This is a genomic window from Enterococcus dongliensis (assembly GCF_031927985.1).
In the GTDB taxonomy this organism is placed as follows: domain Bacteria; phylum Bacillota; class Bacilli; order Lactobacillales; family Enterococcaceae; genus Enterococcus_A; species Enterococcus_A dongliensis.
This window is the reverse complement of record NZ_JARPZC010000019.1, coordinates 1-17,543: the sequence shown is the minus strand read 5'-3', so window position 1 is coordinate 17,543 and position 17,543 is coordinate 1. Positions and strand designations below refer to the sequence as shown.

The window sequence follows — 17,543 nt, the reverse complement described above, 5'->3', positions numbered from 1 at the left end:
CGACTCACCTACTTATACAAATAACGGAAATCCCATGACGATTTCACGTTTGCCACATTTTGTATTTCTATCTCATTAATGCCTGGCGCTAAAGTGATTAATTCGAGATTTGTATCGATACCACAATTTACACCGTTCAACTTCGGATAAACACGGTCTAGCGTGATTGTTTGCCCAAGATTTGTAGAAAACGGTGGATAATAAATAAACCGCTCGCCAGTCGTTCGATTGAATATTGTCGCATTGCCTAACGACTCGCCTTGTAGAGTGATTTTTAATTCATGCTCGCGCGGATTAATAGCAAAGTCGCCAGCATTGAATACTTGAAAACGGTTGGCATCGAACTTATAAGAATAATCTTCAGCTTCTAGATTTTGTGAGAACTGCCATTCATCAGACAAGTTGAATTCAGACAGTGTGGTTGAGAGAGATTCGGAGCACCCTCTAAACACATTAAACGTTACTGAATAAGTAGCATATCTGATACCTAATTCTTCTAAGCTTATTGCACTTGGCCGTACTAAGTAACGTTTACCAGGCTCGCGATCAGTAATGATGTAATAACTATTATCGTCAGCAAGAAAAGCATATAGTTCTGTCTCTTTTAACTGATAATCGTACATAGTTTTGAACTCTAAATAAAGTTTGACTTCGATTTCAAAAGCTTTAAACGAACTATTAATTTCTCTTGAACCATTCGAACCAGAAAACTCCTGATATTCAACATTTAAAACTGGTGATTTCCTTTGAAAGTCAGTACACTCTACTCCTAAAATATCTTTTAAAGATAGGAGTTGACCATTTTTGAAGAAACGTAAATCAATAATATATCCGTCCAATTTATCTCCTCCTATCCCGCTGTGTAAAGCGCTTGATCAAATCGTTTTCCTAAATGATTATTTGTTGAGCCAGCAATCTCACCACTATCTAAAATGACGTTTGTATCTTTCGCTAATAACTTAGCAAGTAAATTGTTTTGTTGGATCATCAAAGCCACTAATGTTTCCATTGATGAACTTGAATTACTGTTAGCTGCAGAAGGTTTAGGCTGTACGCCTAATTTATCCATAGCAATCCCTAGTAATTGCATTGCACGAGATCTTTTAGCAGAATCCAAAGGTATGATTATCTCTGGCTTGTTTCCTTCTGCGATTTCCGCAATTTGATGTTGGTTTACAATTCCACCGTTTGCATACCAATGATTCCTCTTCCAAAAACTCAAAGCCCCGTTGGCTCCACCGTATCGTTCGTTTACGTAGTTTCTCATCCATTTTAACTGTGTAATCGGATTGGTACGCCAGTCAGAACCAGCAGAAGCGAGCTTGCTAGCTGGTAATGATTGGGGTAACCCGTATGCACCACTTGAAGGGTTAGTGGCGGAAGGATTCCAACTTGATTCATGGTTAACGATATAATTAATCGCTCCATATTCAGAAGGTTTAAACCCTGCCATTCGCATCCAATTTTCATGACCGCCTGAAGGTTTTGGATTTTTACCAGAAGAATTTGAACCACCTGAATAAATCTCCCCCGCACCTTTTGAACCAGAAATGTGCACGTGGTCAAAATGGTCGCCAGCTGGCCATGTTGCCCAACCGTCATGGACTCCCGTCCCTGAAAATCCTATGCGGTCACGAACACGTCCATTAGTAATAACATAGCCGACATCACGTGGAAATTTTTCAAACGCGTAGTTAGCCGCTTCAGTATATCTCGGACTACCTACGGGATAACCTGAAATATCAATAGCTTGATGTCTTCCATGATGGTAGATATCTCCAGGACGATAGCCCGAAGTCGGGTACAATCCAGGAAATTTAGCCATAACCTTTTTGGCTACATCCACTAAATACTGATAAACGCCATTCGCGTTCATTGCACCATCAAAACTACCTGAGCTCATCGAGTCAAACATCTCTTTAACTTTAGATGTCAAAGCATCTTTGGCTTTTTTCAATATTCCGCCACCGACATCTAAAGGCCATTTAGTCAGACCACCAAGCAAATTAGAACCTAAAAGCTTCGAAACTAATTTTCCGGGATCATCGATATAATCCATGACATCGCCAATAGCATTTTTAACTGAATCTAAAATGCCTGAACCAACATCCTTAACGTTAGACCACAAGTTCGAGAACATACCGCCAGTACCTTTTGCGTAGGCAAATGTTGATCGCTTCTTACCCATTAGCATTGCTGTATCGTGTGCAGGAATTACTTGCGTTCCTGGTTCGCCATACATAGTAATATTTTTACCTTGTGGAATGAACGCTTGACCGTTTGGTCTTACGACCATCTCAGCGCCAGCCCCATCGTTAACCGTCATCATTCCGCCTGGATGGCCATCAGTTCCTTGAGCATAGCCCGGATTCCAATGTTTAATTTTATCTCCACCAAGTTTTTCTAAAACCCAGCTCGCACCATCGATAATCAGATTTATTGGTTTTTTAACAGCGTTCATGGCAGATTTAAAAATTGATTCGAACGCATTTTTCACCGCTCCCGCTCCCGCTTTAATACCGTTTGCGATTTTGCCAGGCAATGCTTTCATCCAGTTAACTACTGTGGAAATCCCACTTGAAAACGTGTTTTTGATCGTATTCCATAAAGATTTAATCACGTTGATCAAGTTATTCTTTAAATTGCCGACACTAGATAGCAAATTAGAAGCCCAACTTCTGATTGCGTTCCAAGTGTTCGATATTCCACCTGAAAATAGTGATTTAATGCTATTCCAAAGAGCTTTAATTGCGTTAACGAATGATGTTCTTAATCCACCAACTCGACCTAATGTAGTTGAAATCCAATTGACAACTGCTGAACCTACTCCGTTAATTCCTTGCTGGAATAAATTTCTAGCACCATCCCATAGCCCTTTAACGGCTGTTTTAAAGCCTGTGGCAAGGCCTTTGACTCCTTGCAATAAACGTTTAAAGAACATGATTTGAATAAAATTCCAGACCGCTTGAATAGCTCCTGAGAAGAGTTGTTTAACACCTTCCCACATCTTAGAAAAATCGCCAGTAAAGATACCTGTGAAAATTTTGATTGCACCTTGAACTGCGTTTAATAGGCCTTTTACTAAACCGATGACATTATCAATAAAACTCATCATTAAAGTCATAACTATTTTGACAACTGGTTGAATGAAAACAAAAAAGTTTTTAATCGCTTGAATTATCTGCTTCCCATTTTGTTCCCAGAAAACGGACATTGATTTTCCAATATCACCTAATGCTGACCCGATTTTACTGATGATCGGTAAAATATAAGGGCTTAGTGTATTAAACACGCCTTTAGCTATTTCAATAGCCACAGTAAACATGTTCTTGAAGTTATCCGTAAAACCTTTGATATATTGTTGTATACTTCCAATCACTCTTTGTACAGTAGTCACTGTTTCAGGCGATAAGCCAAGCTTATAAATCACTGATTCATCTTTATTTTTAAATGCAGAGAAGAGCGTGCTGATTACATCTTTAATTCTATTAATTGTTGAAATCGCCGTTTGTGCTTGTTCTGCTGGCAATATCTTTCGGATAAAATCTAATCCGCCAGTCTGTTTTTTTGTGTCATTACTAAACAAACCGAATAAACTTTTAAAGCCATCGTGAAGCGGCTTGATTGCATTTGCAGCGCCTTTGATAGCTGGACCAATCTTCTTAGTTAAATTATCAACACCTTTAGTGATACCATCAATAAAACTGGTTATATTGCCTTTACCTAAAGCGCCGATAATCTCATTAATCATGTTAACAACGCCAGCTTGAAGATTGCCAACAGCACCTTCAATAGTTTTAGTAGAACCCGCTGCTTTTTTTGCAACATCAGTCATGCCAAGTTTCATAAAAGCTGTGTTTAATTCTTCAGCAGAGATTTCACCATCAGCCATCGCTTGACGAAAATCCCCTCCGGCATATGCACCCATTTCTTTTAGTGCTGCTTGAATCTTTCCGGAAGCTCCTGGTATCGCATCAGAAATCTGGTTAAAGTTTTCGGTCGTTAGCTTCCCGGTACCAATGGTTTGCGTCATCGCCGTTGCGACAGACTTAAACGTTTCGGCATTGCCACCAGACACCGCATTGACATTCCCAATCGCTTGAGTTAAACCGTTGAAATCCTCCACACCATTAGCCGCTAATTGTGCTGTGGTGTTCATCACATCGCCTAAGTCATAAACAGTCTGGTCGGCGTATTCTTTCATGACTTTCTGCGATTCTTTGATTTTTGAATTGTCAATGCCGGCAAATTGCATTGTTTGAGTAAACTTATCAAGTGAATCGGAAGCGGCAAAAGCTTCGTCCTTTAAATCCATCACACCATCGACCACTCGGCCAATTAGGTTTGATGCAACGCCAGCAGCTGCGCCGAAGGATAGCGAACTCTTTAAAGAACCAATTTTGTCCTTAAAGCCATCCATTTTTCGACTAGATCGTTCTGCATTATCTCCAAAATCATCGATTTCCCGACCAGCACTGTCAGCAGAATTTTTAAGCCCTTCAAGCTGTTTGTCAGAAAGCTTACTTTGACGTTCTAGCTTGTTTAATTCTTTTCGAGCATCTTCGGTTTCATCTGCTGAATCGCCGAACTCATCAGCCATTAATTTAACGACTTTACGTTGTTCGTCCATCGCACGTTCAGACAGCTCAGCTTGCTTTGTTAAACCCTTTTGTTTTGCTTCAAAGGCTCCAGCTTCATCGCCAGCAGATTTTAGCGCTTTGACTTCTGCGTTCATTTGACGCTCGTTGTCTTTGATTTCATCCGTTAAATCGTTGACGGCAGTTTGAGAATAAACAAGTTCCTTTTTCGTGTCATTTAACTGTTTGCCATAAGCGTTATATTTAGCGGTAGCGTTGTTGATTTGAGTATTGAGTTTTGCGACTTCTTTAGACTCTTCACCGTATTTTCCGACTGCCTCATCACGTCGTTTAGTTAGCTCTTTGACTTTAGCGTTCTGACCGTCCATTACTGTCGATAGGTCTTTAGTCTTTTGGCTCAACGCTTCATAAGACCGGCCTGCGGAATCGTAGGCTTTCAGATTCGCCTTCATATTCGACTCAGCTTGTTTGACCTTTGCATTGATCTCATCGAGCGTATTACCAAAACTGGTACCATCTAAAGAGATACCAAGCTTGATATTTCCAATAGGCTTTCCTTTTCCTGCCATGATTTACCCCCTTTCTTGAAGAGTTTTTAAATCTTCCGCAGAAAGAAATTGTTTAATGAAATCTGCACCATCCATGTAGTCATCACCTTTTTCTACTTCGCCAAAAAGGTGGAGCAGATAGTGATAATCTGAATCGTCTACGTCTTTCATCGTCCAACCAGCTTCGATTAAATCCTTATAAACTTGATCGATTGCCTTTCTCGCTTCGGTGAAACTTATTTCTTTTTCTTTGCCGGTTGCTTTTTTTCATCACTACCTAAATCGTTCATTTGCTCGAAAACATTTTGAAGAACAGGCACTAACTCGTTTCCACTCAATCCATCTAAGATAGAGTCAAAAGTAACTGCTGGATCTTGAAAAATATCTGCTACAATTGCGATCATTGCATCGATAGCATCTAAGTCAGATAGTTCTTCTTTTTCAGCTTTTTCATAAAACTTGATACATTCACGCATAGCGCGTGCTGAAACATCTTGCTGTTTGAATGTTTTTTTCTTACCATCAATTTTTAGTTGTAATTCGATCATTAATAGTTCCTCCTAAAAAATAGAGGCTGGGATTTTTCCCAACCTCAAAATATTGTTTTATTCTCCGCTTGCGGGTGGTGTAGCGACGTTGTTTACTAAGTCTTTGAATTTAGCCAGAGTCATCGTTTCTGATTCAACGGCAGTCATAAATACATACCCACGGGAATCAGAAATGAAATCTCCTTCGATAGAGTCGGTTTGCAACTCCACTCCTTTGTCTTCGGCGGTCTTCATGTCAATATCAGGGTGACTAAACTTGCCTTTTGTCATCCCCATGAAAAGGCGCTTACCTTCTTTATTGGATGTAATCATTACCAATGAAACATAAGGCGCTTCGGTTTCAGCACCGATAACATTCACGCCATCCACAGTTTCAGCTCCGATAACTTCTTGGTAAATTCCATTGTCCATCAAATCAGCTACGTCTAAAGTGACTTTCGGCGCTGACACACCTTTACTTGCAATAAAAAAAGGCACGTTTGAAGCAAAAGTGGTATTAGATGTTGAGCCCAACCCTGTGATTTTTGCTTCAATCGCACCGCCTGCAGACTTATCTGCGACTAACTCTTTTAATGTGCCGGTTTCTCCCGGCTGAACGCCAAAAATGACGCTATCAAATCCTACTGTTGCCATATATTGATCTCTCCTCTTAGTTTAATGAAATATTTGCTACATATCGTTTGATGATTCGTTTTGCGCCTTCTAAATCTTCATCATCTGTTTGTTCTGTGTATGTGCATTCCCATCCCTCGGCTCTCATGACTTCATCAAGAGCAAAATAAAAGGCATCAACCTCTTTTAAAGTTGATACCCACACGTCGACTTGAACGTTCATTTGAATCGTATTCGGTTTGTTGCTCGCGTAATCATCATAGTTGCCATACAGCTCAACGATTCGCCCGACAGGCAGGCTAGGAACGGTTTGAGCCGACTCAGGCACGCTGTTAGTGTAGAAATCAATAGTTTTTGTTTTTTCAGCGCTATTCAAAATAGAATAGACTTGTGATACCGCCGTTTTCAAAGTCCTAACCTCCGTTTCAGCTCGTTTGTAATTATTTCTGTTACTTGATTTTCAATTTGTTTTTGTGTTTTTTGGACGATTCCTTGAGGTGGCTGATTAATTGTTCCAAACTCGATGAAATGCATCCGCCAAGCAATGTCATCATCGTACCCAACATCAATACTTCCATCTTTTACCGGCCCGATAACTACATGATCACTGGCGTGTTCAAGCATATAGTCACCACGCTTACCTTTTGACTTTTTTCCTTGCCAAACAGGCGTATTTTGCTCAAGTTTCGGTTTAGCGTAAGCAGCAGCCTTTCTTAAAGCAGGAGTTTCAACACGCTTAACCCCCGTTTTAAGCTGTTTCAAGGCTTTAAATACTTCTGATGAGTCTATTTCTATGCTCATTTTTGAACCTCTTTCGCAATGACAGTGGTGAAATCTTTAGCAAACTCACCTTTAGTAATCGTGATGATCTCAAAAGTTTTGCCTTTCCACTTCACTTTCATGTCGTTTTCGAGTTCTGCTTTTTGCTGATAACGGATAATGAACGTCAGCGTACCTTCTAAGACGGTTCCAATCGACGCTTTTACATCACTCAAACGTTGTGTTTGAACGCTCGCCCAACAAGAAAAAACAGTCTCAGGCGTGGTAACCAGCTGGCCGTCCTCGTCCTTGACTGTCGTATCCTTTATAAAGTCAATACGTTGACTTAGGTCACTCGTCTGTATTAACGCCATGATCTAGCCCCCTCAGCTGATGAATCAAAGCAGTGACTCCGAACGGAATCTCTGTGAATGCTTTTTCGCTTGTAGCAATCCGGTTCTCATACCAGTGAGACACCAGCAATGTTACTGCATAGTCGAACCGTTTATCATCTGTTTTTTCGACTTCGATTGATCCAAGAATAAATTTTTCAGCTGTGGACACTAACATTTTTAAAAGCTCGTCGTCCAGATCATGATCAATGCGAAGGTATGTTTTTAGTTCTGCCAGTTCCATTCAATCACCGCCTATTCAGCAGTGACGGCAACTTCACACACCGCGGTTTTTCCGTTTGCAGTCGTTGCAGTGATTGTTGCTGTTCCTGCTGCAACAGCAGTTACCTTACCTTGAATTGGTGTTACTGTTGCAACTGTCACATCACTAGAAGTGAATTGGACAGATTTATCTGTTGCATCATCCGGAGCTACAGTTGCTGATAATGTCTCTGTTGCTCCCACCGCTAGTGTAGCCGTAGTTTTATTTAACGTCACACTGGATGGGTCTATGCTTTTGGGCCTAACGTTACATAAAAACCGGCATCAGTATCAGCTACTTCCACATCAAAGCGAACAAATCCAGCTAGCAATTGACCATACACATCGTTATCAACCCAGCGAACCGAAGCTTGTTGACGATCAAAATATTTAGCAAATAGTGAAGGGTCACCGATAAACGCTACCTTATCTCCAACAGCAGTTCCAATAACATCGTCTGCTAGAACGACTACTTCACGACCTAATAATTTGTAACCAGACGCAACAGTCACATCTTGTTGTAATAAGTAACGCCCGTCATTATCTTTCATCTTGTCTAATTCGTTAAAGAAGCTTTGAGAAGCAACGTATTTAACGTTGTACGCAGGATCAATAGCCACATTCACGATATCTTTCAAATCATCGATTGAAGTCACTGTTTTGGCTGGTGCAGTTTGTAATTTAGCAGCAATAGCAGCATTTGAAGTGTTCAATGATTGACGTTGAATATGTTCAGAAACTAATCCAGCCAAATCAACATCGGAATCATCTAACGCTTCTTGTGATACTGGAATATATCCACGATACGTTTCGATTTCGTATTTTACTTTGGTAAATTCTGGATTTGCCAGAGCTGGATTTTTAGCTAATTCAGCTACAGCAATCATTTTGTTTTTATTTGCTTTCAAAATTGGATATGATCCAGTTCCAGTAGTTACTGGCACGCGTCCAACTTGTTGGCGTAAATCGACAACTGTTTCTGGTTGTTTTTCAGGTTTTGTAATTCGGTCAATTGGAATAACTGCTTCTGCATCAACAGTAGTTAAACCGTCACGCTGTTCTCCTTTAGTCCGAATAAACTGATTAATTGAACGTGTTTCGTTCGTTTTTTTATCATCTAAAATTACTTCCATAGATCGATTCTCCTCTTCTTTCTTTTTTTCGTCCTTTTTAGGCGGAATAGGTGGTACTTCCTTCTCTTTTTCGGGTTCTTTTTCCTGTTCGGGTTCAGTTGGTTCTTCTGTTTCAGGCTCTGTTTTAGGTTCATCAGAAGCGCCTAGGCCTTTTAATTCGTCTTCTAGCTCTGTCTTGAGCTGTGCTTGCGTTTCTTCTTGCTCTTTATTAGCCCGAATCTGAGCTAGCAGCCCTTTGGCTTTTTCCAAGTCGCCTGAATCAAGCGCTTTTTGCGCTTCTACTTTTAACTTTTCGTTATCCAAACTCTTTCCTCCTTTTGTTTTTGGGTATAAAAAAAGAACCTCTAGTAATTTAGAAGTTCTAGCTCTATCTGTAGTTTTCGTTTTTCTTGCTCATCGATAGCTCGTTTTAGTGAACGCTGTGCAAGTGCTGCATCCGTTCCGTTATAAGCTGGAATTGATACGATTGATATCTCAAAGAGTTCATCAATACTGTTTAAATTCCGAATGTACGTACCGTTTTCTTGAGTCCATGTTTGTGAATCATCTCTAACGACAAATCCAAACGAGCACTCATTGATATCTCCTCTGTTAATTGATTCATACAAATCGTTTGCATAAGAGGTATTCGGCAACTGACATCTAAAATGCAGTCCAACATCATCGACAGTTAGTTCTAATGTTTGCGAAGCTGTTCGCCCTAACACCATGCTAGAATCATGATCAATGAAACATCGAACATCAGATAGATCAGTGTTTGCTAGTGCTTCAGGAGAAATAATCTCTTTGAAGCCACCCAAATCTTTGCTTAATGAATTAAATTTAAGTGCGTAACCTTCAATCGTCCGGTTCTCCCCTGATTGAACTTCCGCTAGGCTCCGAATTTCCATTTCCATTATTTACACCTCCCCTCGCGGTTGTTTTGGTGTAGATAACGTTTCCTCCAGGGATATCAGCTAATCCGTAATATTTCCTGATTTCATTAACTAACAGATATCCGTCTCCACCATTGCCTCCGTCCATAGCTTTATTCATACGAGAAGCCATGTCTTGACCAGTTAGCGTTGAGAAATCCAACTCCACATTGATTCCTAGCTTAATGAACAGCTCATCTGCAATCATCCGAGAAAGCGCACGTAGCGTACTTGATACATACACATCGTTTGCAGCGTCGTCTTTGGTGTTCACTAGTTCCATACCAAAACGTGAAAGTGGAATGCCAAATGCTTTAGCAATCTGTTTCGTTGAGTAGACATTGTTTTGAATCATCTTCAAAATGTCTGTATTAATCTCAAACTGTTTGAATTCTTGTGTGTCATCCAAAACGATCACACTATTTGCATTTGAAGCACCGCTATTCACTTCTTCAAAATCCTGTTTAATCTGTTTCTTCGAAGAATTATTAAGCGTGCCTTTATTTAGTTTCAGCACACCGCCAGCTTGAATCCCTTTTTTGAAGAATGAACTCAACATTTTGTTGCCATTATCTAGCATTGAAAGCTCAGTTTTTAGAGCGTCTAATGGACTGATACCGGTTTTTCCGTTTACAGTCACATATTTAAAATGAAGCATTTCTGAACTATCGACCTTATAAGATGTTCCAGCCTTGTTTGTGTACTCATACCTCATCAAACCTGTCTCTAAATCCTCATAAACGACTACTTGAGACGGTTTAGCGAACTCAAGCCAGTCTTCGTGGATGATAGCAAAGGAGTTACCAGATAGTAGCATTTGAGCTATAGTCGCAAACATGAACGAATACGGAGTCATCGATGAGTTAGGTTTAGCATTTAATAAATCTAATTTTTGAGGATTCGTATTCTTTTCGTCCACAAACTTGAACTTGCTTGCTGCAATATCACCAGATAAGATTTTAATTGCGGTGAAAACATCGGATTGTTCTAACGCTGTTTCGCCATCAAAATTAATTGTCACAGAACCATCTGCATTCGTTATGAAATCCAGCATTGATTCAGAACGGCTCGACAGGCTACGCTTTTCTGATTTGAAGAATAATCCCATTTATTCACCTCCCTTCAACTACATTCCAGACTCTTTAACCAAAATAAAAACAGTCACCATCAAACAGATACCAACTACTAAAAAACCAACTATCAAATCAAACAAAAAAGCCGCGACTACGAATGAAGCTAGTCCCAGCACATAAAGTAAAATTGCTAATATTCGCAATAAGTTACCAACCAAATCCGTACTCTCCTTTTTCAATTAATTCGTTGATGTCTTCTTCATCAAAATCATGATACATAGCTTGAGTGTATGCATTGATTAACGCATCTAATGGATCAATCTTGTTTCGATTCATTGCTTTATCAATCATGATCGTATCGTTGTTTTCTTTCGTGATTGCATTCCTAATCGCCCGATTTAGTAGAGGGTTGTTGGAATGAACCGTCTTGCCCTGAATAATGTCAGTCCTCAATTGCTTCGTTGGTGCGTTCAAAGTAATCAATCCTTGGCGTGTTTCAATCATTTCTTTTTCATAGAATTTTGATAAGTCAGTAATAACATTGCCAGCGTTATACGGATCATAAAAGATGCCTTTTAGTTCAAAACTGTTACTTTCTATGAAATCAGTTATCCAATCAACTAAATCATGATAATCGATTAAGCCGTCAGCGTTACTACTGATTGTGCAATAGCCTGCTTGTTCATACTGACGATAAGGCGTTTTATCTTCTTTTTCCTTTGCATCAATGCCCCCTCGATTAGCAACGAAAGAATAACTATCAATATAGAATTTCTTTTCCTCGCGGATTGGAATGATCCACGATATTGAGGTTAAGTCGTTTACTCGTGATAAATCGACACCGACATAAATTTCTCGGCCTGTTAAGTCTGTTTTTTTGATGTAACCAGGTGCAACAGCCGCAAGCCACTCTTCTTCATTCATGTAGCTTTCTTGAGATGACTGTATCCATATATTAAAATGTTTAGTCAAAACGTTTGAAACGCTACCTTTAGCCTTACCTTCATTAAGAAGTCTAGTTTTTTCTTGAACTTGCATTTCATGTTGTTCGGCAATTTCCATCAAAGGACTTGATTTGATCCACGTTTCAGTATTAGCGACTTCTTTAGCGTTATCCTGTTCCCAACATAACGCTAAATATTCATCACCCACAACTTCGCCTTTTAATAATTTCGCAACATACTGATACTCGACTGAGTACATTGGATAGTTCAACTTACTTGAAGCGGTGGAGATAATAACAATAAGTGGTTCTTTCTGTTGACTCATTGATGTTTCAATAACGTCCATCATTTCTGCAGTCTTAGACAATGCGTATTCGTCAAATACAGACAGCATCGTATCAAGACCATCTAATGTATCAGCGTCAGATGATAATGGCTTCATTATCGAATCATCTGTGGTTTTTATTTCGTAGGTTAATGGCCGCACGAAATTCTTGATCGTTTTACTTTGGTTTCTTAACGCTCTCAACTGTGATTTCACCATATCAAAAACAATTTTTGCCTGTTGCCGCGTGTTTGCAGTCGTGTAGATTTGTCGAGCTTGTCTTGGATTGCGTTCATAGATCAAACAATACAACGCGATTCCAGATACAATTAAAGACTTACCCTGTTTACGCGCAAGCGATAGGTAAGCCTTTCTGAATCGTCTAGTATTATCTTTTTTTCTACGCCAGCCCCACAGCATGCCTAAAATGAACTTTTGAAACTTAGCTAGTTTATTCGGCTTGCCAGATTTCGGATCAGGCAGCATTGAAATGAACTTAACAATATTTTTCGCATATTTTGGATCATAATAAAATGGATAATCATCTTGCTTTGATTTCTCAATATCTGATTTATGACGATCAATAGCTTGCTGGATTTTCTCGCCAACTAAAATATCGCCTGCTTCCACTGCATCGATATATTTTTGAACGTGATCAATCATCGTTATCAGCTTCGTTCATCATTTCAGCAAAAGGATCGTTAGGTTCTTTCTCAATTTCTTGTGGATTAACGATCTTCAACCGAGAGTTGATTGTCAAGCCCAAATCGTTCGTAGCCGTTTTAAGCTCTTTGGAGAATGAATTGACAGTATCGATCAAAGGATTCTTGCGACCGTCAATTAAAAAACCTTGCTCGTTCAATTCTTTACTAGCTTTGTCGTATAAATAGGCATAATTGCAGTATCGAACCATCGTTTGCTGATCTAATTCGGATACAGGAAGTTCTTGGATGTAATTTGAGATTCTATCCCACTCTTTTTGAGCTTCTTCTAGCAAACCGATCGGGTAAATTGAAAAGTCCAATCTTGGATAGTTATAGAGTTTTTCTTCTTCTGCTTTCTTGATCGCTATTTCTTCTTTTGTGTAATTCTTTTTGCTTGCATCGAGTAATTTTTTAGGTCTTCCTCGTCCCATGTCATCATGCCTCCTTTGCCCATGAGGCTCTATTTTTATTTTGTTCTGAGATTGTCGAATATCTCAAGTTCGATAATCTATTGTTATGCCTGTTTCGGTCTTTGTGATCGACAGTGACATTTCCGCTAGGCTTTTGAAGAAAAGCGTCAGCAACCAATACATGAACCCTTTTGCCAGTTCGTTGCCCGTTTTTGTAGAGATCGACATATAAATAACCGTTGTCTTTCTCATAGGGTTTCACTTGCTTGGTTCCGCTAGTTGATTCAGCTGACACTCGACCATTAGAAGACACCTTATAATTTGGATAACCGTGGATTTTCTTCCATTGTTCGGCCACATCATCACCTCTTTCAGTCTTTACAAAGTTTTTATAGGGAAATCTATTCACACAAGAGAGGGCTTCGATTCGTCACCTCTCGATCACATAGGGGGGTATTAAATTTATTGCAATGATATTTTCGATAGATTATACGTAAATATCTATATGCGCTTAAAACGCATTTTAGACGCCTTTAAATCGATTCTGTTTTGTGTGTTTTATTGTGGCAAGTCTGACATATGCTTTCTAAGGAGGCATAATCTAATCTCTTGCTCCAATCGTTTTTTATCTCTGTCTTGTGGTGAACGATAGTAGCAGCAGTTACTTTGTTATTACGTAGACATTCTTCACACAATGGTTGTTCAGCAAGCTTTCTAAGCCTTAACTTTTTCCACTGGCTAGAGGCATAGAAGCGAGCATACTTTACGTTGTCTTTGTTGTATCTCACTTCTCTGTTGTATGTCTTATCTGCATTGCCTTTATGTTTAGCGCAATATCTATTCGGCAACTCTACATACTCTCGACAGATTGAGACAACACATTTTGTTTTAGGCATCTCACCTCAACCACCTCTTCATGTTCTCTTGAATATGTTCGTCTTTATATGAACCAATACCAATGAACACTAACTTGCATACATCTATTTCCCACACAGTTGCTTCATCGGTCAGTTCAACAATCGTATATCGTTTGGCAATCTGCACTGACATTGATCGTCGTGGATACTTGCCGCTTAATGAAATGTACCAGTAGTGTCTCAATTGGATCAGCCCTTTCTTCGATGTATCTTTCTTTCGTATCGCCTAATGACTTCATTGTTTTCTTTACGTTTATATGTATTGCTTTTAATTGGTGTTCGAATAGTAAAATATGGAACAGTATTAGATCCAGCGTATATGTTAGTCACCTCATACCTTTGTTCTAAATATTGTGGACGATACATTCGAATCACTCCTTGTGCAAAATAAAAAGACCACTCAATGAGTGATCTAATAAAAATCGGACCAACGCCACTAAAGCTCGCTAGTCCTACAAACAATGATTTGTTTTTTCCTATTGACGTGACCGGAATCGAACCGGCGACCTCTTGGCTATTCACCAAACGCTCTAGCCGCTGAGCTACACGCCACGACTTATAAAGAATACAATTAGGATGGTACGGATTATCAGTCCGATCATATTACGCCCGACTTAACTAGTATGCGGAATCAACCTAACGTTTCTAATGCGTTAAGTCACTGGAGTGGCACTGCCCCACTCACATAACTAACTCGTCGTTAGCAACAGCCACTCTACCCGCTCGGATAGCCTTACCACGTCTTCTACTTCCGCCACAGTGACATAAAGGCGGCACGTGAACTTTAAAGAAAACGAAGTCTTTCAACTCCATTCTTATTTATTTTGTGCCGCCAGTGAGCTTCTAACTGCACCTAAAAGCTCGTTATATACATTGTGCAGATGTTACCTTCTCTGTTTCCGCAGAGTGGCAGTGTAGTCAAAAGCGAATAACTTATCAAGCAAGACGTTGTAAATTTAAAATTCAGAAAGGAGAAACTTTCATGTCAGCAAAAGGTTGAATCGTCCGCTTGATAAATTATCTACTATACCAGTTTAAGTCGTTAGCAAGCGGAATAATACCGCTTTTTTTCTCATTCTGAAACAATTCCTTGCTCGATTGCCAGTGTTTCAAGAATCTTATATCGCTTGCGATACACACTGCCAGTCGAACAATGAATATGGCTGCTTATCTCAGCCCAACCTAAATAGTTAAAGTCTCCCCAAAAATAAACATCCACGATTTCTTGCAGCTCACTATTCAAACGATTGTACGCTTTTCCGATATCTGCATATAATTTCGAATAGTAGAGATAGCCTTTATCATCTTCACGTTTGACTAAGTCAGTCAATGCCTTTTCTGTGTGCGCACGGGACCCCTTAATCCAAGCGTTTTCGTCCGCCGGTTTCCATTCTTTAGCTACCAGCAACTCCGCAATCTTTGACGGTATCTTATGATACGACCGAAAATCCTCTTCTAACACTGCAAGTTTCGCTTTACTAATATCAGCCATTCCCCAACCTCCGAAAATTTGTTATAATTAATTGTGAGATTAATTACTAATTCTGCGTTTAGCTGAGGAGCTGAACGTTTTTTATTTATCTTTTTTTAATTTTTCAATTAGTTTTTGTTTCTCCATCTCCGCCTCCTATTAATCTAATAGCCTCTTTAATCTGCTCTTTCTGCCATTCCGTTAGATTAACAGACGTAAGAATTAAATCTTGCAGTCTGTCGATTGCTAAATCGTTGTTGATCATTCCGCCACCTCCTCAATCCAATTAATAACTTCCTGCATATAGTAATAGTTACCTGTTGCAACATCCGCTTGTCTATCGCTATCAGCATCTAAAATCATAGGTTTCAAGGCGTACTCGGCAACGTTTTCCAAATAAGTAACGGCTTCTTCCTTTTTCATACTTTCTCCACACTCCCATCAACTAATAGTGCCACTGCTTCGGCTTTTTTGCGGTCAGCGAATAAACAAGCGTAGTCTTCGTATGCAACTGAAGAAGAGCGAAAATCAATACCGTTAAACGCCTTGAAATAACTGTCAGCACTCTTCTTAACAACCCACCGCTTCCGCTCTTCATCGACCTCGTAGCCGTCTGTGTAAGCTTGAAGGAAAAGGATGTGTCTGCGTTCATTTTCCTTTTGATCATTATCAAAAAACCACATTTGCAAGTATTCTGTGTCATCGCCACCGAATTTCCGAAGATCTTCCCATGAAATCATATTATAATCTTCTGTAAAATCGAATTGCTCTTCTTTAGCCCACTCCAGATACTTGGCAATTTTTGAAGGCAACTCCGGCACTTTGACTTTCTGCGGTTCGTCAAGTTGTTCGACGTAGTTTATAGCAGTCATATAAGCGTTCGCCTTTGATTCACATTCCATGTGCGCCCATGTTAAAGGTTTAAAACTCTGTTGAAATGCAAAGGTTTCGTCCAATTTATTATTTAATCGTTCAATCAATTCTTGTTTATTCATTTCATACCTCTTTTCTTACTTGATAGGCTGAGTTAGCCTTCTTTATAATTACAGTCGTTTTGTAAATGCTTTATTTGGTATAATCTGCTTATCAGTGAGTGGTCCACTGAAATACTGATAAGGAGGTGAAAAAATGTCTAAAACTGATAAAGAACTTGCAACAGAACTAACTATCGCAACAATTCAAATGGTTACAAATCATCGTCAACAGAATGGTGCTCCCTCTGTAAATATTCTCGATCAAAACACTACGATCTCAATTCTGGAAAACTTTTATTCAACTTTGAAGAAACTTGATAATCAGGGTTCTGAAAATTAATGGTTTGGTGTTGCTCCTTGCTACTCTCAATAGCATGGAGCAATTCTGCTATTTCTTGTGGTCTTGCTTCAATATTTATTTTCATTTCTAGCATCCCTTTCCTTCTGTAATTGGCGTTGTTACCGGATCTTTTGTTTGTTAAAAACATTCCCACTTACCGCCATCATTCCACCCAATAAGGCATTAATTCCATTTTGCGTAAACTCCATAGTGATAGCTCGTTCTTTCTTTTTACCGGTTGGTAATTCATAAGCTGTCACTAGATAATTGCCACTATCTAAATTTTGAACGCTGATACTTTTCTCAATAAATCCCTTTTCGTCTAATGCTGTATGTTCTATATTCATTCGCCGCCCTCCTTGTATGCTCGCTTACTCTTTCGCACAATGCCTGGCATGGTGATCTCAATAAAATTTCCAATACACCACTTTCCGCCAAATAACAGAAAGAAAGCGAGTAATAAAATCCATGTAATATTTAAAAAGTGATGAATCCCTGCTAAAATGAAATTAATTATTTCCAATAGTTAAAACCTCCTTGATTGTGGTCACTAGCTGACTGTTAGTTCTGCGAAAAGATTCCAATGCTCTTCACCTTTAAAGACGTTGTAAGGAATCGTT

26 protein-coding genes and 1 tRNA gene are annotated in these 17,543 nt (G+C 39.4%); 2 read left to right on the top strand and 25 right to left on the bottom strand.

The genetic code is table 11. The features are described from left to right. Window positions 1–8: 8 nt before the first annotated feature. The 18 genes from P7D84_RS12045 to P7D84_RS11960 all read right to left on the bottom strand — a co-directional run bounded on the left by P7D84_RS12045 (window position 9) and on the right by P7D84_RS11960 (window position 14,117). Window positions 9–839 (bottom strand): phage tail family protein, encoded by an 831-nt coding sequence (locus P7D84_RS12045; RefSeq protein WP_311806569.1) that lies wholly within the window; start codon window positions 837–839, stop codon window positions 9–11. Window positions 840–850: 11 nt separating this feature from the next. Then, window positions 851–5,167, bottom strand: coding sequence for an aggregation-promoting factor C-terminal-like domain-containing protein (locus P7D84_RS12040; RefSeq protein WP_311806568.1), 4,317 nt, complete (start codon window positions 5,165–5,167; stop codon window positions 851–853). A 3-nt stretch (window positions 5,168–5,170) separates the two neighbouring features. After that, window positions 5,171–5,317, bottom strand: a complete 147-nt coding sequence (locus P7D84_RS12035; protein WP_311806567.1) for a hypothetical protein — start codon at window positions 5,315–5,317, stop codon at window positions 5,171–5,173. Between the two features lie 65 nt (window positions 5,318–5,382). After that, window positions 5,383–5,694 (bottom strand): phage tail assembly chaperone G, encoded by a 312-nt coding sequence (gpG, locus tag P7D84_RS12030; RefSeq protein WP_311806566.1) that lies wholly within the window; start codon window positions 5,692–5,694, stop codon window positions 5,383–5,385. Window positions 5,695–5,751: 57 nt separating this feature from the next. Continuing rightward, window positions 5,752–6,327: a major tail protein gene (locus tag P7D84_RS12025; RefSeq protein ID WP_311806565.1), complete on the bottom strand. Its 576-nt coding sequence runs from the start codon at window positions 6,325–6,327 to the stop codon at window positions 5,752–5,754. A gap of 16 nt (window positions 6,328–6,343) precedes the next feature. Next, window positions 6,344–6,715: a hypothetical protein gene (locus P7D84_RS12020; protein ID WP_311806564.1), complete on the bottom strand. Its 372-nt coding sequence runs from the start codon at window positions 6,713–6,715 to the stop codon at window positions 6,344–6,346. Continuing rightward, on the bottom strand, window positions 6,712–7,107 hold the full coding sequence (locus P7D84_RS12015; protein ID WP_311806563.1) for an HK97-gp10 family putative phage morphogenesis protein: 396 nt from the start codon (window positions 7,105–7,107) through the stop codon (window positions 6,712–6,714). Before P7D84_RS12015 ends, P7D84_RS12020 begins: the two co-directional genes overlap by 4 nt. Further along, window positions 7,104–7,439 carry a phage head closure protein gene (locus P7D84_RS12010; protein ID WP_311806562.1) on the bottom strand — a complete coding sequence of 112 codons (336 nt, stop codon included), beginning with the start codon at window positions 7,437–7,439 and terminating at the stop codon, window positions 7,104–7,106. The genes P7D84_RS12015 and P7D84_RS12010 overlap by 4 nt, the downstream gene beginning before the upstream one ends. Then, on the bottom strand, window positions 7,417–7,701 hold the full coding sequence (locus P7D84_RS12005; RefSeq protein WP_311806561.1) for a head-tail connector protein: 285 nt from the start codon (window positions 7,699–7,701) through the stop codon (window positions 7,417–7,419). Before P7D84_RS12005 ends, P7D84_RS12010 begins: the two co-directional genes overlap by 23 nt. An 11-nt stretch (window positions 7,702–7,712) precedes the next feature. Then, complete coding sequence (locus P7D84_RS12000) at window positions 7,713–7,955, bottom strand: Ig-like domain-containing protein (protein ID WP_376716926.1); 243 nt, start codon at window positions 7,953–7,955, stop codon at window positions 7,713–7,715. Window positions 7,956–7,966: 11 nt separating this feature from the next. Then, on the bottom strand, window positions 7,967–9,154 hold the full coding sequence (locus P7D84_RS11995; protein WP_311806560.1) for a phage major capsid protein: 1,188 nt from the start codon (window positions 9,152–9,154) through the stop codon (window positions 7,967–7,969). Between the two features lie 41 nt (window positions 9,155–9,195). Then, window positions 9,196–9,747, bottom strand: coding sequence for an HK97 family phage prohead protease (locus tag P7D84_RS11990; protein ID WP_311806559.1), 552 nt, complete (start codon window positions 9,745–9,747; stop codon window positions 9,196–9,198). Further along, entirely contained in the window at window positions 9,689–10,873 is a 1,185-nt protein-coding gene (locus P7D84_RS11985) for a phage portal protein (RefSeq protein ID WP_311806558.1), read from the bottom strand. The genes P7D84_RS11990 and P7D84_RS11985 overlap by 59 nt, the downstream gene beginning before the upstream one ends. 18 nt (window positions 10,874–10,891) lie before the next feature. Then, window positions 10,892–11,056: a hypothetical protein gene (locus tag P7D84_RS11980; protein WP_311806557.1), complete on the bottom strand. Its 165-nt coding sequence runs from the start codon at window positions 11,054–11,056 to the stop codon at window positions 10,892–10,894. Continuing rightward, window positions 11,046–12,770 carry a terminase large subunit gene (locus tag P7D84_RS11975; RefSeq protein WP_311806556.1) on the bottom strand — a complete coding sequence of 575 codons (1,725 nt, stop codon included), beginning with the start codon at window positions 12,768–12,770 and terminating at the stop codon, window positions 11,046–11,048. Before P7D84_RS11975 ends, P7D84_RS11980 begins: the two co-directional genes overlap by 11 nt. Next, the gene (locus tag P7D84_RS11970; protein ID WP_311806555.1) at window positions 12,763–13,242 is read right to left on the bottom strand and encodes a P27 family phage terminase small subunit; all 480 of its coding nucleotides are present in this window, start codon (window positions 13,240–13,242) and stop codon (window positions 12,763–12,765) included. The genes P7D84_RS11975 and P7D84_RS11970 overlap by 8 nt, the downstream gene beginning before the upstream one ends. A 4-nt stretch (window positions 13,243–13,246) precedes the next feature. After that, the gene (locus P7D84_RS11965) at window positions 13,247–13,579 is read right to left on the bottom strand and encodes an NUMOD4 domain-containing protein (protein ID WP_311806554.1); all 333 of its coding nucleotides are present in this window, start codon (window positions 13,577–13,579) and stop codon (window positions 13,247–13,249) included. Window positions 13,580–13,754: 175 nt separating this feature from the next. Next, window positions 13,755–14,117: a DUF8602 domain-containing protein gene (locus P7D84_RS11960; protein WP_311806553.1), complete on the bottom strand. Its 363-nt coding sequence runs from the start codon at window positions 14,115–14,117 to the stop codon at window positions 13,755–13,757. A gap of 62 nt (window positions 14,118–14,179) precedes the next feature. Between P7D84_RS11960 and P7D84_RS13845 the strand changes: the two genes are divergently transcribed. Beyond that, a complete protein-coding gene (locus tag P7D84_RS13845) occupies window positions 14,180–14,314 on the top strand; it encodes a hypothetical protein (RefSeq protein ID WP_376716925.1) in 135 nt (44 codons plus the stop codon). Between the two features lie 303 nt (window positions 14,315–14,617). Here P7D84_RS13845 and P7D84_RS11950 read toward each other — a convergent pair. The 5 genes from P7D84_RS11950 to P7D84_RS11930 all read right to left on the bottom strand — a co-directional run bounded on the left by P7D84_RS11950 (window position 14,618) and on the right by P7D84_RS11930 (window position 16,604). Next, window positions 14,618–14,690 (bottom strand) — tRNA-Ile (locus P7D84_RS11950). Window positions 14,691–15,210: 520 nt separating this feature from the next. Continuing rightward, window positions 15,211–15,630 carry a transcriptional regulator gene (locus P7D84_RS11945; RefSeq protein ID WP_311806551.1) on the bottom strand — a complete coding sequence of 140 codons (420 nt, stop codon included), beginning with the start codon at window positions 15,628–15,630 and terminating at the stop codon, window positions 15,211–15,213. 103 nt (window positions 15,631–15,733) lie between these two features. Next, window positions 15,734–15,874 carry a hypothetical protein gene (locus tag P7D84_RS11940; RefSeq protein WP_311805978.1) on the bottom strand — a complete coding sequence of 47 codons (141 nt, stop codon included), beginning with the start codon at window positions 15,872–15,874 and terminating at the stop codon, window positions 15,734–15,736. Then, window positions 15,871–16,032, bottom strand: a complete 162-nt coding sequence (locus tag P7D84_RS11935; RefSeq protein ID WP_311806550.1) for a hypothetical protein — start codon at window positions 16,030–16,032, stop codon at window positions 15,871–15,873. The genes P7D84_RS11940 and P7D84_RS11935 overlap by 4 nt, the downstream gene beginning before the upstream one ends. Next, a complete protein-coding gene (locus P7D84_RS11930; protein ID WP_311806549.1) occupies window positions 16,029–16,604 on the bottom strand; it encodes a hypothetical protein in 576 nt (191 codons plus the stop codon). Before P7D84_RS11930 ends, P7D84_RS11935 begins: the two co-directional genes overlap by 4 nt. 133 nt (window positions 16,605–16,737) lie before the next feature. Here P7D84_RS11930 and P7D84_RS11925 point away from each other — a divergent pair, with 133 nt between their 5' ends. Beyond that, window positions 16,738–16,923 carry a hypothetical protein gene (locus P7D84_RS11925; RefSeq protein ID WP_311806548.1) on the top strand — a complete coding sequence of 62 codons (186 nt, stop codon included), beginning with the start codon at window positions 16,738–16,740 and terminating at the stop codon, window positions 16,921–16,923. Window positions 16,924–17,042: 119 nt separating this feature from the next. On the opposite strand, the gene P7D84_RS11920 is transcribed toward P7D84_RS11925, so the two are convergent. Both P7D84_RS11920 and P7D84_RS11915 read right to left on the bottom strand, forming a co-directional pair. Continuing rightward, window positions 17,043–17,270 (bottom strand): hypothetical protein, encoded by a 228-nt coding sequence (locus tag P7D84_RS11920; protein ID WP_311806547.1) that lies wholly within the window; start codon window positions 17,268–17,270, stop codon window positions 17,043–17,045. Beyond that, window positions 17,267–17,446 (bottom strand): hypothetical protein, encoded by a 180-nt coding sequence (locus P7D84_RS11915; RefSeq protein WP_311806546.1) that lies wholly within the window; start codon window positions 17,444–17,446, stop codon window positions 17,267–17,269. The genes P7D84_RS11920 and P7D84_RS11915 overlap by 4 nt, the downstream gene beginning before the upstream one ends. Window positions 17,447–17,543 lie beyond the last annotated feature (97 nt).

What these genes read in the sequence shown, in the direction of transcription:
- P7D84_RS12040 (WP_311806568.1), bottom strand. Translation starts at nt 5,167, where the DNA reads ATGGCAGGAAAAGGAAAGCCTATTGGAAATATCAAGCTTGGTATCTCT.
- P7D84_RS12035 (WP_311806567.1), bottom strand. Translation starts at nt 5,317, where the DNA reads ATGAAAGACGTAGACGATTCAGATTATCACTATCTGCTCCACCTTTTT.
- gpG (WP_311806566.1), bottom strand. Translation starts at nt 5,694, where the DNA reads ATGATCGAATTACAACTAAAAATTGATGGTAAGAAAAAAACATTCAAA.
- P7D84_RS12025 (WP_311806565.1), bottom strand. Translation starts at nt 6,327, where the DNA reads ATGGCAACAGTAGGATTTGATAGCGTCATTTTTGGCGTTCAGCCGGGA.
- P7D84_RS12015 (WP_311806563.1), bottom strand. Translation starts at nt 7,107, where the DNA reads ATGAGCATAGAAATAGACTCATCAGAAGTATTTAAAGCCTTGAAACAG.
- P7D84_RS12010 (WP_311806562.1), bottom strand. Translation starts at nt 7,439, where the DNA reads ATGGCGTTAATACAGACGAGTGACCTAAGTCAACGTATTGACTTTATA.
- P7D84_RS12005 (WP_311806561.1), bottom strand. Translation starts at nt 7,701, where the DNA reads ATGGAACTGGCAGAACTAAAAACATACCTTCGCATTGATCATGATCTG.
- P7D84_RS11990 (WP_311806559.1), bottom strand. Translation starts at nt 9,747, where the DNA reads ATGGAAATGGAAATTCGGAGCCTAGCGGAAGTTCAATCAGGGGAGAAC.
- P7D84_RS11985 (WP_311806558.1), bottom strand. Translation starts at nt 10,873, where the DNA reads ATGGGATTATTCTTCAAATCAGAAAAGCGTAGCCTGTCGAGCCGTTCT.
- P7D84_RS11975 (WP_311806556.1), bottom strand. Translation starts at nt 12,770, where the DNA reads ATGATTGATCACGTTCAAAAATATATCGATGCAGTGGAAGCAGGCGAT.
- P7D84_RS11970 (WP_311806555.1), bottom strand. Translation starts at nt 13,242, where the DNA reads ATGGGACGAGGAAGACCTAAAAAATTACTCGATGCAAGCAAAAAGAAT.
- P7D84_RS11960 (WP_311806553.1), bottom strand. Translation starts at nt 14,117, where the DNA reads ATGCCTAAAACAAAATGTGTTGTCTCAATCTGTCGAGAGTATGTAGAG.
- P7D84_RS13845 (WP_376716925.1), top strand. Translation starts at nt 14,180, where the DNA reads ATGAACACTAACTTGCATACATCTATTTCCCACACAGTTGCTTCATCG.
- P7D84_RS11945 (WP_311806551.1), bottom strand. Translation starts at nt 15,630, where the DNA reads ATGGCTGATATTAGTAAAGCGAAACTTGCAGTGTTAGAAGAGGATTTT.
- P7D84_RS11940 (WP_311805978.1), bottom strand. Translation starts at nt 15,874, where the DNA reads ATGATCAACAACGATTTAGCAATCGACAGACTGCAAGATTTAATTCTT.
- P7D84_RS11935 (WP_311806550.1), bottom strand. Translation starts at nt 16,032, where the DNA reads ATGAAAAAGGAAGAAGCCGTTACTTATTTGGAAAACGTTGCCGAGTAC.
- P7D84_RS11930 (WP_311806549.1), bottom strand. Translation starts at nt 16,604, where the DNA reads ATGAATAAACAAGAATTGATTGAACGATTAAATAATAAATTGGACGAA.
- P7D84_RS11925 (WP_311806548.1), top strand. Translation starts at nt 16,738, where the DNA reads ATGTCTAAAACTGATAAAGAACTTGCAACAGAACTAACTATCGCAACA.
- P7D84_RS11920 (WP_311806547.1), bottom strand. Translation starts at nt 17,270, where the DNA reads ATGAATATAGAACATACAGCATTAGACGAAAAGGGATTTATTGAGAAA.